A 12,877-nucleotide genomic window follows, 5' to 3' on the forward strand; every position below is an offset into this window, starting at 1 on the left:
TCAGGCTGCCGACCACCGCGCCGGCGGACCCGTCCGGCCGTCCCGCCCGGCAGCGCCATCGTGTCCGAGGGCGGGGGGCTACGGCGAACGGAACGGATCCGATAGGTTCGAAGTGACCGGCGCGTCGCGAAGACCGTTCGTCGCCGTTCCGGCCTTTCGACCGGTGAGAAGAACATAGTGGGGATCGCCGCGGTTTTGAAGCCCGATCATGGTGTCCCGCCCATCGAAGCCGCCGCACCGTCCGAACCGGACCGGCGATGGGTCGCGGCCGGCCGCCTCGGCGTGAACCTGGTCGTGCTGGCCGGGATGCTCCTGCTCTACCTCGCGGCGGCGAGCCTGATGTCGCTGGCCGCGGTCCGGGTCGGCGCCGACCTGCTCGCCGGGATCGATCCGTTCCTCGACGCGGCGCGGCGGCCCTATCTCGGCGCCACCGAGCTCGCCCGGCGCGAACTCGCCGTCGACGTGCTGCGGCAGGTCTTCCTCGCCGGCCTCGTCGTCGCGGTCGCCCTGCGCCGCGACGGCACCGGGTGGCGCAGACGGCTCGCCCTCGATCGCGAGCGGCCGAACGGGATGCGGCCGCGCACGCTGCTGCTGATCCTGCTGCTGTGGCCGGCCGTGCACATCGCCTGGGTCACCGGCACCGCGGAGGCGTTCGGCGCGGCCTTCGGCAACGGCGTGCGCCTGTCGCCGATGCTGAGCCCGGCCGCCGTGGCGGCGTGGCTCGGCTACGTCGTGGTGCTGGCGCCCGCCGCCGAGGAGATGCTGATGCGCGGGGAGGGCTTCGCCGCCGCCCGCCGCTTCCTGCCGCCGGCCGCGACGATCCTCGTCACGGCTTTGCTGTTCGCGATGGCGCACGTCTCGGCCTGGGGATTCGCCCGCCCGGTCTCGCTGGCGCCGCTGGCGCTGATGCTGGGCTGGCTGCGCTGGCGCACCGGCCGGCTCTGGCCGTGCATCGCGCTCCACGGCTGGAGCAACCTCGCGCTGATCGCCTACGTGCTGTGGCCGTGACGGCGCGTCAGGCGGGCCGGTTCGCCAGGGCTTCGCGCACGGTGCTCGCCACGGAGCCGTTGCGCAGGTCGCGCGGGATCAGGATCGCGTCGGGGAGGAGGTGCGAGGCATCGCCCGACATCTCCTCGTAGAGATCGCTGGCCAGGACGATGCGCAGGCCCGGTCGCAGGGCGCGGGCCTCGACCGCGAGCCGCGAGCAGCAGAGCGCGCCTTCGAGCCCGACATCGGCGACCAGCACGTCGACCGGAAGGCCGAGGACTAGGACGGTGAGGGCGTCGACGCCGCTGTCGCAGGCCGTCGCCTGGAAGCCCGCGCGGCGGACCTGATTGGAGACCTCGTCACGCCAGCGCTTCTGCCGGCCGGCGACGAGAACCTGGATCCCGTAGCAGCCCCCTGCGGGCTGGGTCGGGCTCACGAGCGTCGTTCCGCTGGTGGGTTGCGGCATTCCGCGTTCGACTCGGCGTTCGCGTTGCATCGCAGCATGCTAGGCCGGGAAGCAGCGGTCGCGCAAGCCCCACGCCGCGTTTGCGCCGTATTTCTGAGCGCACCCGCCCAGGAAGCAGGCATGCGCCGGGATCGGGCAGGCGGTTGACCGAGGCCGGGCCGGCGGGGCAACAGGGCCGCGTCGCGGGCGACGCCGCGAGCGCACGGAGATGGTTTCGATGTCGTCCGCAAAATCGCCCCCCGTCTCCCCCCTCGCGCCGGCCTCGACGCCGGCGCTGCCCCCGATCCGCGGCGTCGCCCTCGCCACCGCGCAGGCCGGGATCCGCTATTCCGGCCGCACCGACGTGCTCTATGTCGGCCTCGACGCCGGCACCGCCGCCGCCGGCGTGTTCACCCGCTCGCGCTGCCCGTCGGCGCCGGTCGACTGGTGCCGCGAGGCGCTCGCCGGTGGCGCGGCGCGCGTGCTGGTCGTGAACTCCGGAAACGCCAATGCGTTCACGGGATCGCGCGGCCGGGATGCGGTCGCGCTCACGGCACGGATCGCGGCCGCCGCCGCCGGCTGCGCCGAGACCGAGGTGTTCATCGCCTCCACCGGCGTCATCGGCGAGCCGCTGGACGCTACCAAGTTCGAGGGCGTGCTCGCCGATTGCGCCGGGCGCACGGTGCCGGGCGCCGAGGCCTGGGAGGCCGCCGCCCGCGCGATCATGACCACCGACACCTTCCCGAAATGCGCGACGCGGACCGCCGAGATCGACGGGGTCGCGGTCACGATCAACGGCATCGCCAAGGGCGCCGGGATGATCGCGCCGGACATGGCGACGATGCTGGCCTTCGTCTTCACCGACGCGGCGCTGCCGCAGCCGGTGCTGCAGGCGATGCTGGCGGAGGGCACGGGCAAGAGCTTCAACTGCGTGACGGTCGACGGCGACACCTCGACCTCCGACACGCTGATGCTGTTCGCCACCGGCAAGGCCGCGACCGCGCCGGTCGCGGACGCCGCCGACCCGCGGCTCGCGGGCTTCCGCGCGGCGCTGGACGACCTGCTGATCGAGCTGGCGCAGCTCGTCGCCAAGGACGGCGAGGGCGCCCGCAAGTTCGTCACCGTCGAGGTCGGCGGTGCCGAGAGCGACGCCTCCGCCCATCGCATCGCGATGTCGATCGCCAACTCGCCGCTGGTGAAGACGGCGGTCGCGGGCGAGGACGCCAATTGGGGCCGCGTGGTGATGGCCGTCGGCAAGGCCGGCGAGCCCGCCGACCGCGACCGCCTCGCGATCTGGTTCGGCGACGTGCGCGTGGCGGTGGCCGGCGCCCGCGACCCGGATTACAGCGAGGATGCCGCGAGCGCCGTGATGCGCGAATCCGACGTCACCGTCCGCGTCGATCTCGGGCTCGGAACGGGCAAGGCGCGGGTCTGGACCTGCGACCTGACCAAGGGCTACATCGAGATCAACGGGGATTACCGCTCGTGAGGCGCCTCGCGATCGCCCTGACTTCCGGCTTCTGCCTCCTGGGGTCGCCGGCTCGCGCCGACGATGACTGCGCGCGCCGGATCACCGTGACCGGGCGCGCGCAAGCCACTCAGGCACCCGACTTCGCGACCGTCGTCATCGGCGTCGAGGCCAAGGCGTCCAACGCCGCGGCGGCACTCGATGCGTCGTCACAGGCGGTCGGCGGCGTCGTGGCGCTGGCCGGGCGACTCGGCGTGCCGACGGGCGACGTCGGCACCGCGGCCGTCGTGCTGGAACCGGCGACGCGGACCGTGACGCGACCGGACGGTACGCGGCAGGAGCAGCCGGACGGCTACCGCGCGACGAACCGCGTCAGCGTGCAGCTCGCCGATCTGGGCCGCCTCGGCGACCTGCTGCGACAGGCTCTCGATACGGGGGCGAACAGGATCGATGCGATCACCTTCGGGCTGAAGGATCCCCTGGCCGTCGAGAACCGCCTTCGGGTGGAGGCGACGCGCGACGCGCGGTCCCAGGCCCAGGCGTTGGCGGAAGCGGCAGGCGCCAAGATCGGCGGCCTCTGCCAGCTCACCGTCGGCCATGGGCAGCTGCCGGATGCGGCGCAGGCCTTTCGCTTTTCCGCAGGATCGCGGTTTGACGCCAAGCGTGTGCCGATCGAGGCCGGGCTGATCGCGAGTCAGGCCGAAGCGACGGCCTCGTTCGCGGTGGAACCATGACGGCGCCGGTGCGCCTGCTGCTCGTGGTCGCCGTGGCCTTGGTCGATCACGACGGCCGCGTGCTCGTCAGCGAGCGGCCGCCCGGCAAGCAGCTGGCGGGCCTGTGGGAGTTTCCCGGCGGCAAGGTGGAGGCGGGCGAGCGCCCCGAGGCGACGCTGATCCGCGAGCTGGCCGAGGAGATCGAAATCCGGGTGGAGGAGCCGTGCCTGGCGCCGCTCACCTTCGCGAGCCACGCCTATCCGGACTTCCACCTGCTGATGCCGCTCTACGTCTGCCGGCGCTGGAACGGCACGCCGCGCCCGCTCGAGGGCCAGGCGATCAAGTGGGTGCGCCCGCGCGACCTGCGCGAGCTCGCGATGCCGCCGGCCGACGAACCGCTGATCCCCTACCTGATCGACCTGCTCGGCCCTTGAAAGCCTTAGCGGAAGCCGGCCACGCGGCGGTCGCGCTTGCGCTCGGCCGCCGGCTGGTAGGCGATCTGGGCGTGATGCGTGCAATAGGGCAGCCCGGTGATCGAGCGGGCGCCGCAGAACCCGAATTCCGGCGTGGTCGGGTCGCCGATGGGCCAGCGGCACATCGATTCGCGCAGATCCATGATCGTCACGCGCTGCGAGGCGGAGAGCGCCACCGGCTCGGGCGCGGCGGCCGGAACCGGGAAGTCCGGCGCGGGCCGGTGCGCGAGGATCGCCACCGGCTCGGGGGCCTCGGCCTCGACCACGGCGATCGCCGTCTCGATCTCGACCTCCTGCACCGGCTTGCGCCGGGCGGCCGCGACGTCCTCGGCCGGCTTGATCACGCGGCCCGAGAGGCCGAGCCGGTGCACCTTGCCGATCACCGCGTTGCGGGTGACGCCGCCGAGCTGCGCCGCGATCTTGCTCGCGCTCTGGCCGTCTTCCCACAGCTGACGCAGCAGCGTCACGCGCTCGTCCGTCCAACTCAAGATTGTGTCCATGGTCTCGCCCCTCCCGATCTAGACCCGCGGACTGCCCCGGTCCCCCGCAGTCAAGGCGCGGATCGGGCGCGACCTGTCCCCGCTGACCGGCTGGTCCCGAAAGTCGGGACGAGGCCGGTCCGAAGCCCGTCGTGCGCGCCGCTGGTCATAGCCGCCATACCCCCCCTGAGGCATCCGGCGACGAGGGCAACCTACAGGACCGTTCTCCGCCGATGCAAGGCCGGCGGAAGCGGAGCCGTGGCTGTCCACCGCCCATTGTCCGGGCGGCGACGACCGCGGTTCCCGTGCGCCGGGTGTGACCCGGCCGCATCACCGCCGGCGGCAAGGCCGCGTTGCGGTCGCCCGGCCGGAACGCTAGTATGGTCAAGCTCGTTCGCATGCCGTGACGGCCCGGATCGGGCGTGGGATTTTTTGACGATGTCGCGTCGATACGGTTGGCTGCGCGGGTGCCTCGCCCTCGCTGTTGCGGCCCAGCTTGCCGCCTGCTCCTCGGTGCCGAGGATCCCGTACACCGCCGCCGAGGCGGCGGTCGCGGGCGTGCCGGGCATTCCCGGCGCCCGCGTGTTCTCGGACGCCTCGGTCGAGACCTTCACCGAGATGGCGTCGACGCCGCAGAACAAGCGCCAGGGCTTCAGCTACCTCGCCCTGTCCGGCGGCGGCGGCGACGGCGCCTACGGCGCGGGCGTGCTGAACGGCTGGTCGGCCTCGGGCACGCGGCCGGAATTCTCGCTCGTCTCCGGCGTCAGCACCGGGTCGCTGATCGCGCCGTTCGCCTTCCTCGGCTCGTCCTACGATTCCTACCTCACCGACATCTACACCAGCGGCATCGCCAGCACCCTGGTGCAGAGCCCGAGCGTCGTGAACGTGCTGTTCGGCTCCGGCCTGTTCGGCGACGGCCGCCTGCGCAACCTCGTCGGGCGCTACGTCAACGCCGACCTGCTCGCCGCCATCGCCGCCGAGCACGCCAAGGGCCGCCGCCTGCTGGTGGTGACGACGAACCTCGACAGCCAGCGCGCCACGATCTGGAACATGGGCGCCATCGCCGCGAGCGGCGCGCCAAACGCGCTCGACCTGTTCCGCGACGTGCTCACCGCCTCGGCCAGCATCCCGGCGGTGTTCCCGCCCCAGCTCATCGACGTGCAGGCCGAGGGACGCGCCTTCCAGGAGCTGCACGTCGACGGCTCGGTGGTGACGCCGGTCTTCACCCTGCCGCAGGCGCTGCTGCTGCGCGACAAGCGCCTCGCGACCGGTCAGAAGGGCCGGATCTACGTCATCATCAACGGTCGCCTCGAGCCCGAGTTCGACGTGGCGCAGAACAACACCCTGGCGATCGTCGGGCGCTCGTTCACCACGGCGAGCCGCGCCCGCAGCCGCCAGACGCTGGCGGCGACCTACGCCTTCGCCCGCGAGAACGGCGTCGGCTTCAACCTCACCTACATTCCCGAGGACGGCCCCAAGCTGACGACGCCGGACGGCTTCAGCACCACCTACATGCGCAACCTCTACGTGGCCGGCTTCGAGCGCGCCAAGACCGGGCGGTTCTGGGAGAGCACCGTGCCGGCCGCGCCGTTGACCAAGGCGATCGCCAGCGCGGCGACCCGGTAGGCCTCGGCGCGCTCGCACATCGTGCTGCAGTGCGGTAGGGAGTGGGGGAGCGCCCCCGCTCCCGGCCCGTGACCCCCCATCATGCTGCAGATCGAAGACCTCACCTTCAACATGTGGGGGCGGCGCTTCTTCACGAAGGCCAGCGTGGCGATCCCGCCGGGGGCCAAGGTCGGCATCGTCGGCCGCAACGGCGTCGGCAAGTCGACGCTGTTCAAGATCATCCTCGGTGCGTTCCAGCCGGATTCCGGAACGGTGTTCCTGCCGAAGACGGCGCGCATCGGCTCGGTCGACCAGGAGCACCCGGCGACGCCGGTCAGCCTGATCGACACGATCCTCGCGGCCGACGTCGAGCGCGACGGCCTCTATGCCGAGCTGGAGACCGCCGAGCCCGAGCGCATGGGCGAGATCTACGGCCGGCTGATCGAGATCGACGCCGACCGGGCGCCCGCCCGCGCCGGCGAGATCCTGGCCGGCCTCGGCTTCTCGGTGGCCGACCTCGAGCGGCCGATGTCGGAGTTCTCCGGCGGCTGGCGGATGCGGGTGGCGCTCGCCGCCGCCCTGTTCGCCGCCCCCGAGATGCTGCTGCTCGACGAGCCGACGAACTATCTCGACCTCGAAGGCGCGCTCTGGCTCGAGGCGCGGCTCAAGCGCTACCCGCACTCGGCGCTGATCATCAGCCACGACCGCGAGCTGCTGAACAACTCCGTCGACGCGATCCTGCACGTCGCCAACGGGCAGCTCGAGCTCTACACCGGCGGCTACGACGACTTCGAGCGGCGCCGCGCCGAGAAGGCGAGGCTCCAGCTCTCGGCCAAGGCCAAGCAGGACGCCGAGCGCGCCCACCTGCAGAGCTTCATCGACCGCTTCAAGGCCAAGGCCTCGAAGGCCGCGCAGGCGCAGTCGCGGGTCAAGCGCCTGGCCAAGCTCGAGCCGATCGCCACCACGATCGAGGAGCACGTCGCGCCGTTCCATCTGCCGTCGCCGAAGCGCCCGCTGGCGCCGCCGCTGATGCACCTCACCGACGTCGAGGTCGGCTACGGCGACGATCCCGCGATCCTGCGCGGCCTGAACCTGACGCTCGACATCGACGATCGCATCGGCCTGCTCGGCGTCAACGGCGCCGGCAAGTCGACCTTCGCGAAGATGGCGGCCGGCGCGCTCGACATCCGCTCGGGGCGGATGACGCGCGAAGGGCGGGTGCAGGTCGGCTGGTTCCACCAGCACCAGATCGAGGCGATGGACCCGAAGGATACGCCGCTGGCCATCATCCGCCGCGAGCGGCCCGAGGACGGCGAGTCGGCCCGCCGAGGCAAGCTCGCGAGCTTCGGCCTCGCCTACGAGAAGCAGGAGACCACGGTCGATGCGCTGTCGGGCGGCGAGCGGGCGCGGCTGCTGCTGAACCTCGTGGCGATGCGGGCGCCACACCTGCTGATCCTCGACGAGCCGACCAACCACCTCGACATCGACAGTCGCCGGGCGCTGCTCGACGCGCTGAACGACTACGAGGGCGCCGTCATCCTCATCACCCACGACCGCTCGCTGATGGAGCTCGTGGCCGACCGCCTCTGGCTCGCGGCTGACAACACCGTGAAGCCGTTTCCCGGCGACATGGACGACTACGCGAAGTTCGTCCTCGACCGCTCCCGCGCCGGCAAGAGCGCGCCGGGACAGGGGCGCGAGAAGAAGGGCAAGAAGCGGGCTGCGTGATCCTTAGGCGGGATCATGATAGGAACGATCGAATACAGTCGATCGTTCCGCTGCGGCGCCGTCCGGCCGACGCTGTGCTTGAACAATCGCTCGGGCGGCCGATGCAATTCTCGTCCGCGGCGCTTACCCTATGTTAAGGCGCGCGCTGCCATAACCCCACCCCGTGCCCGCCGGCCTGCGGGTGGAGCGTCAGACCGATGAGTTTCGCCGCCAACGCCTACACGAGAACCGCGAACAGCGTCCTCAGCCCGCGCGAGGCGGAAGCCGCCGTGCTGATCAAGGCGGCCCAGCAGCTTCAGATGGTCAAGGACGACTGGACCAACCAGTCCGCCAACCTGAACAAGGCGCTGAACTTCAATCAGAAGGTCTGGACGCTCCTGGCAGGCGCCGCGACGGCGCCCGAGAGCCCGCTTCCGATCGCGATCAAGAACAACATCGGCCAGCTCTCGGTCTTCGTGTTCCGGCGGATCATCGACACGCTGATCGAGCCGGGCGCCGACAAGCTCTCGGCGCTGATCAACATCAACCAGCAGATCGCCGCCGGCCTGCGCTCCTCGTAGGCCGCGCCGGACCGGCGGACGCGACCGGGCACGGGACGCGGCGCGTCCCGTCGCCTCGGCTTCGGCGACCCGGTCTCGACAGGCATGGCGACGCAAAAAAGGGCCGAGGCGCACAGCCCCGGCCCTTTCGTTCCGCTCGGCGTCACGACTGGCGGAGGCGCCGCTCACGCCTCGCGATCGACGGGCTTGTCGGCCGTCCTGCGCTCCGCCTGAGCCTCGGCGTAGGCGCGCGACCGCAGCACCGACACGTCCGGAAGCTGGACCAGCACCGCACCGGTGCCGGGATCGAGCACCTGATACACGACGCTCTTCGTATCCCGGTCGATGGTGATGCGCCGCTCGTCGTTGGTCCGATCCGACGCGGCGTCGCCGCGCGACCGTCCGTCATCGGAGACCGCAGCGCCGCTGCGATCGCTTCTGCCGATGTCAACGCGAACGGCCGGATCGAGCGCCACCGGAGCCGCCGCCTCAATGAGTCTGGCAGGCTGGACGACGGGCGGTGCGCTCAGGCGCGTCGGCGTCGGCGTCGGGGGTGTCACTTCGAAGGTACTCATCGCGCACCTCTACGGGTCCCGTTGCGGCATGAGACCAGAAGCCGTGCGGCGCGTGAATCGTATCTTAAGACTTCGCCCCGGTACCCGACTGAGCGGGATCATCCTGAAGAATCAGGCAACGACGCGGATCGAATTTTAACGGTTCGCCCCGGCATGCGCCGCGTTCCCGGGGCCCGGTCGAGCGGATGCGAGGCCTTGGAAGCGATCCGCCCCCGCGCGCCTGTCGGCGGGCGGGGGCGGAGCGCTCGGTCATGCGTCCCAGTGTGGCGCCGTCACTCGGCGGCGTCGACGTAGAGCTTGCCGCCCTCGGCCAGGAACTCGCGCGACTTCTCCGCCATCCCGGCCTCGCGCTCGGCGCTGGTGAGGATCGGCGCTGTGTTGAGCACCTCGCCGGCGGCCTCCATCGCCAGCACCTCGGCGCGCAGGTCCTGCGTGATCTTCATCGAGCAGAACTTCGGCCCGCACATCGAGCAGAAATGCGCGACCTTGTGGGCGTCCTTGGGCAGGGTCTCGTCGTGGTAGGCGCGCGCCGTGTCCGGGTCGAGGCCGAGGTTGAACTGGTCCTCCCACCGGAAGTCGAAGCGGGCCTTCGACAGGGCGTCGTCGCGCAGCTGCGCCGCCGGGTGGCCCTTGGCCAGATCCGCGGCGTGGGCGGCGATCTTGTAGGTGATGACGCCGGTCTTCACGTCGTCGCGGTTGGGCAGCCCGAGATGCTCCTTGGGCGTGACGTAGCAGAGCATCGCGCAGCCGAACCAGCCGATCATCGCCGCGCCGATGCCGGAGGTGATGTGGTCGTAGCCCGGCGCGATGTCGGTGGTCAGCGGGCCGAGGGTGTAGAACGGCGCCTCGCCGCACTCGGCGAGCTGCTTCTCCATGTTGACCTTGACCTTGTGCATCGGCACGTGGCCCGGCCCCTCGATCATCGTCTGGCAGCCCTTGTTCCAGGCGATCTTGGTCAGCTCGCCCAGCGTCTCGAGCTCGGCGAACTGCGCCGCGTCGTTCGCGTCGGCGATCGAGCCGGGGCGGAGGCCGTCGCCGAGCGAGAACGAGACGTCGTAGGCGCGGCAGATGTCGCAGATCTCCTCGAAGCGCTCGTAGAGGAACGATTCGCGGTGCCCGGCCAAGCACCAGCGCGCCATGATCGAGCCGCCGCGCGACACGATGCCGGTAACGCGCCGCGCGGTGAGCGGCACGTGGGCGAGGCGGACGCCGGCATGGATCGTGAAGTAGTCGATGCCCTGCTCGGCCTGTTCGATGAGCGTGTCCTTGAACACCTCCCAGTCGAGCTTGAGCGGATCGCCGCCGACCTTCTCGAGCGCCTGGTAGATCGGCACCGTGCCGATCGGCACCGGCGAGTTGCGGATGATCCACGAGCGGATGTTGTGGATGTTGCGGCCGGTCGACAGGTCCATCACCGTGTCGGCGCCCCAGCGGATCGACCAGACCAGCTTCTCCACCTCTTCCGCCGCCGACGAGGTGACGGCCGAGTTGCCGATGTTGGCGTTGATCTTCACCAGGAAGTTCCGGCCGATCGCCATCGGCTCCAGCTCGGTGTGGTTGATGTTGGCCGGGATGATCGCCCGGCCGCGGGCGACCTCGTCGCGCACGAACTCGGGCGTGATGAACGGCGGCACCGAGGCGCCGAAGCTCTCGCCATCGGCGAGCGCCGCGTGCGCCCGGTCGAGCATCTGCTCGCGGCACAGATTCTCGCGGTGGGCGACGTAGATCATCTCCTCGGTGACGATCCCGGCGCGGGCGAACTCGTACTGCGTCACCATCTGGCCCGGTCCGGCCTTGCGGATCGTCCGCTCGGCGGGGCAGGGGGCCACCAGCTTGTCGGCCGGCACGAAGCCGTTGTCCTCGGGCTTCACGATGCGCGGCTGCACGGCGGCGTAGTCGCGCTTGGCGATCCACGGGTCGCGCAGGGTCGGCAGGCCATTGGCGAGGTCGATGCGGGCGTCGGTCTCGGTGTAGGGGCCGGACGGGTCGTAGACCCGCACCGCCGGCTCGTTCGGGTCGGTCAGCACGATCTCGCGGAACGGCACCCGGATGTCCTCCCGGCCGGCCACGCTCGCGTAGACCTTGCGCGAGCCGGTCACCGGACCCGTGGTCACGGTCTCGGGACTTCCCTTGACGTCTTTGGACAGGACGGGCGCGTTCATCGAGTGGGTCTCCCGGCTTTGGGGCGACCCGGCACGCGTCGATGGAGATGCGATGAAGCGGCAGACGCCGGGATCGGCGCCGCAGGTTCCCGTCCCTCCGCCGGTACGAGCCGGATCAGGTTCAAGGGTCAGGACGTCGCGTCCACTCTCAGCCCCCGGTTGCGGGGCCCCCCTCGGAATGGTTCGAATCTCCGCGTGCCGCCGGAATTTGTCAATGCGTGCGGCAGACCATGCCGGGACGGACGGCTGCCGGCGTCGCCGCGGAACGGTTAGGGTCCGCCCGCGAGACCCGGCGGAGACCCATGCGCATCCTGCTCGTCCTGGCGGCGGCCGCCATCGTCTTCGGCGGCCCCATCGCCGCGCTGGCCGTCTTCCAGCGCAACCTGCTCTACCCGGGCGCCTTCATCGCCGGCCCGCGCGCACGCCTGCCGGTGCCGCCGGGCACCGAAGCGATCTTGCTCGTCACCGCCGATGACGAGCGCCTGCATGCCCTGTAGCGGGCGCCGCGCGCCGGCTGCGGCGTCGTGGTCAGCTTCCACGGCAACGGCTCGCGCCCCGAGCCCGCGGCCGTGCGCTTCGCCGCCGCGCCCTGGTCCGGCGCCGGATGGGGCGTGCTGGCGATCGCCTATCGCGGCTATCCCGGCTCGACCGGCACGCCGACGGAGGAGGGGCTGATCGCCGACGGGCTCGCGGCCGTCGCCGAGGCCGCGCGGCGGGCGCCCGGCGCGCCGATCCTGCTGCACGGTCATTCCCTCGGCGCCGCGGTCGCGGTCGCCGTGGCGGAGCGGGTGCCGCATCTCGGGCTCTACCTCGAGGCGCCGTTCGATTCGCTGCCCGGCATCGTGCGCCTCGCCTTCCCCTACGCGCCGACCATCCTGCTGCGCGATACCTGGCGCTCCGATGCGCGCATCGCGCGGGCCGGCGGGCCGGTGCTGATCGTCCACGGCACGGCGGACGGCGTCGTGCCGGTGAAGCTCGGGCGCCGCCTCGCCACCGCGGCGGGCGCGAGCGCCCGCTTCGAGGCGGTCGCCGGCGACCACGTCTCGGTGCTCGGAACCCGCGATCGCCTGGCCGAAACCCTGTTCGGCGACCGCGTCCGGCCGGGCTGCCCGGCGCTCGCCGCAGCGACGCCTTGACGCCGCGCCGCGGTTTTCCCGCAATCCCATATCGCCGGTCGGACCCGATGCGAACGGAGGCGAGGCGGTGGGGCGACGCGAGCGGCGCTGGCGCGAGGACGATCCAGAGATGCAGGCGCGCAGCCCCGAGCCGGTGATCTGCCCGCTCTGCGAGCGCCCGATCCCGCCCCGCGCCCGCTCGAGCCTGCATCACCTCGTGCCGAAGCTGAAGGGCGGCACCCACGGCACCACCGTGCGGCTGCACCAGGTCTGCCACTCGGCGATCCATGCCCGGCACAGCGAAGCCGAGCTCGCCCGGCGCCTCGCCGACGTCGGCGCGCTCCGAGCCGAGCCGGAGATCGCGCGCTTCATCGCCTGGGTGCGGACAAAGCCCGACGACTTCCACGCTGCCACGCGGATGACGCGGGACCGTCGCTCGGCCAAGCGCAAGAGCTGACGCCGGGCCCCGGAGCGGATTCACCCCGCGTTCGCCATGCCGCGCGATGGCGCTGCGGGGCTCAGGCGGCCTTTACGCATCCCGCCCAAGGGTTGCGCCGACGGGGCGACCGGGCGGAGGCGGTAATGGCG

14 protein-coding genes and 1 riboswitch are annotated in these 12,877 nt (G+C 71.6%); of the genes, 10 read left to right on the forward strand and 4 right to left on the reverse strand.

All coding sequences use genetic code 11. The annotated features are described in order from the left end of the window. Window positions 1–195 precede the first annotated feature (195 nt). On the forward strand, window positions 196–1,008 hold the full coding sequence (locus FV227_RS19060) for a CPBP family intramembrane glutamic endopeptidase (protein ID WP_243949194.1): 813 nt from the start codon (window positions 196–198) through the stop codon (window positions 1,006–1,008). 7 nt (window positions 1,009–1,015) lie between these two features. Here the strand turns inward: FV227_RS19060 and FV227_RS19065 are convergent, their stop codons facing one another. Next, a complete protein-coding gene (locus tag FV227_RS19065; protein ID WP_243933909.1) occupies window positions 1,016–1,423 on the reverse strand; it encodes a histidine kinase in 408 nt (135 codons plus the stop codon). Between the two features lie 247 nt (window positions 1,424–1,670). Here FV227_RS19065 and argJ point away from each other — a divergent pair, with 247 nt between their 5' ends. Genes argJ through FV227_RS19080 form a run of 3 tightly spaced genes read left to right on the forward strand, consistent with a single transcriptional unit; the run spans window position 1,671 to window position 4,047 of the window. Beyond that, complete coding sequence (gene argJ, locus FV227_RS19070) at window positions 1,671–2,921, forward strand: bifunctional glutamate N-acetyltransferase/amino-acid acetyltransferase ArgJ (RefSeq protein ID WP_147842296.1); 1,251 nt, start codon at window positions 1,671–1,673, stop codon at window positions 2,919–2,921. Beyond that, complete coding sequence (locus tag FV227_RS19075) at window positions 2,918–3,634, forward strand: SIMPL domain-containing protein (RefSeq protein ID WP_147727256.1); 717 nt, start codon at window positions 2,918–2,920, stop codon at window positions 3,632–3,634. The genes argJ and FV227_RS19075 overlap by 4 nt, the downstream gene beginning before the upstream one ends. Further along, window positions 3,631–4,047 carry a (deoxy)nucleoside triphosphate pyrophosphohydrolase gene (locus tag FV227_RS19080; protein WP_147859686.1) on the forward strand — a complete coding sequence of 139 codons (417 nt, stop codon included), beginning with the start codon at window positions 3,631–3,633 and terminating at the stop codon, window positions 4,045–4,047. The genes FV227_RS19075 and FV227_RS19080 overlap by 4 nt, the downstream gene beginning before the upstream one ends. Before the next feature lie 5 nt (window positions 4,048–4,052). Here the strand turns inward: FV227_RS19080 and FV227_RS19085 are convergent, their stop codons facing one another. Next, entirely contained in the window at window positions 4,053–4,586 is a 534-nt protein-coding gene (locus FV227_RS19085; protein ID WP_147727254.1) for a GcrA family cell cycle regulator, read from the reverse strand. Window positions 4,587–5,003: 417 nt separating this feature from the next. Here FV227_RS19085 and FV227_RS19090 point away from each other — a divergent pair, with 417 nt between their 5' ends. The 3 genes from FV227_RS19090 to flaF all read left to right on the forward strand — a co-directional run bounded on the left by FV227_RS19090 (window position 5,004) and on the right by flaF (window position 8,458). Beyond that, window positions 5,004–6,191, forward strand: a complete 1,188-nt coding sequence (locus FV227_RS19090) for a patatin-like phospholipase family protein (protein WP_147859687.1) — start codon at window positions 5,004–5,006, stop codon at window positions 6,189–6,191. 81 nt (window positions 6,192–6,272) lie between these two features. Next, window positions 6,273–7,898: an ABC-F family ATP-binding cassette domain-containing protein gene (locus FV227_RS19095; RefSeq protein WP_147859688.1), complete on the forward strand. Its 1,626-nt coding sequence runs from the start codon at window positions 6,273–6,275 to the stop codon at window positions 7,896–7,898. Between the two features lie 197 nt (window positions 7,899–8,095). Further along, window positions 8,096–8,458 (forward strand): flagellar biosynthesis regulator FlaF, encoded by a 363-nt coding sequence (gene flaF, locus FV227_RS19100; protein WP_147727251.1) that lies wholly within the window; start codon window positions 8,096–8,098, stop codon window positions 8,456–8,458. 164 nt (window positions 8,459–8,622) lie between these two features. On the opposite strand, the gene FV227_RS19105 is transcribed toward flaF, so the two are convergent. Both FV227_RS19105 and thiC read right to left on the reverse strand, forming a co-directional pair. Further along, window positions 8,623–8,913 (reverse strand): hypothetical protein, encoded by a 291-nt coding sequence (locus FV227_RS19105; RefSeq protein ID WP_147727250.1) that lies wholly within the window; start codon window positions 8,911–8,913, stop codon window positions 8,623–8,625. A 371-nt stretch (window positions 8,914–9,284) separates the two neighbouring features. After that, on the reverse strand, window positions 9,285–11,174 hold the full coding sequence (thiC, locus tag FV227_RS19110; RefSeq protein WP_147859689.1) for a phosphomethylpyrimidine synthase ThiC: 1,890 nt from the start codon (window positions 11,172–11,174) through the stop codon (window positions 9,285–9,287). A 75-nt stretch (window positions 11,175–11,249) separates the two neighbouring features. Further along, window positions 11,250–11,358, reverse strand: a riboswitch (TPP riboswitch). 118 nt (window positions 11,359–11,476) lie between these two features. Between thiC and FV227_RS30470 the strand changes: the two genes are divergently transcribed. The 3 genes from FV227_RS30470 (at window position 11,477) to FV227_RS19120 (ending at window position 12,746) form a co-directional block, all read left to right on the forward strand. Then, a complete protein-coding gene (locus tag FV227_RS30470; protein WP_147727248.1) occupies window positions 11,477–11,671 on the forward strand; it encodes a hypothetical protein in 195 nt (64 codons plus the stop codon). A 27-nt stretch (window positions 11,672–11,698) separates the two neighbouring features. Then, window positions 11,699–12,310 (forward strand): alpha/beta hydrolase, encoded by a 612-nt coding sequence (locus FV227_RS19115; protein WP_348642527.1) that lies wholly within the window; start codon window positions 11,699–11,701, stop codon window positions 12,308–12,310. Window positions 12,311–12,419: 109 nt separating this feature from the next. Next, on the forward strand, window positions 12,420–12,746 hold the full coding sequence (locus FV227_RS19120; RefSeq protein WP_187274875.1) for a restriction endonuclease: 327 nt from the start codon (window positions 12,420–12,422) through the stop codon (window positions 12,744–12,746). The last annotated feature ends 131 nt before the right edge of the window (window positions 12,747–12,877 follow it).

Origin of the sequence: Methylobacterium sp. WL119 (genome assembly GCF_008039875.1) — a bacterium.
In the GTDB taxonomy this organism is placed as follows: Bacteria; Pseudomonadota; Alphaproteobacteria; order Rhizobiales; family Beijerinckiaceae; genus Methylobacterium.

Coding starts and splice junctions, on each gene's coding strand:
- flaF (WP_147727251.1), top strand. CDS start 8,096: ATGAGTTTCGCCGCCAACGCCTACACGAGAACCGCGAACAGCGTCCTC.
- FV227_RS19120 (WP_187274875.1), top strand. CDS start 12,420: ATGCAGGCGCGCAGCCCCGAGCCGGTGATCTGCCCGCTCTGCGAGCGC.
- argJ (WP_147842296.1), top strand. CDS start 1,671: ATGTCGTCCGCAAAATCGCCCCCCGTCTCCCCCCTCGCGCCGGCCTCG.
- FV227_RS19090 (WP_147859687.1), top strand. CDS start 5,004: ATGTCGCGTCGATACGGTTGGCTGCGCGGGTGCCTCGCCCTCGCTGTT.
- thiC (WP_147859689.1), bottom strand. CDS start 11,174: ATGAACGCGCCCGTCCTGTCCAAAGACGTCAAGGGAAGTCCCGAGACC.
- FV227_RS30470 (WP_147727248.1), top strand. CDS start 11,477: ATGCGCATCCTGCTCGTCCTGGCGGCGGCCGCCATCGTCTTCGGCGGC.
- FV227_RS19095 (WP_147859688.1), top strand. CDS start 6,273: ATGCTGCAGATCGAAGACCTCACCTTCAACATGTGGGGGCGGCGCTTC.
- FV227_RS19080 (WP_147859686.1), top strand. CDS start 3,631: ATGACGGCGCCGGTGCGCCTGCTGCTCGTGGTCGCCGTGGCCTTGGTC.
- FV227_RS19085 (WP_147727254.1), bottom strand. CDS start 4,586: ATGGACACAATCTTGAGTTGGACGGACGAGCGCGTGACGCTGCTGCGT.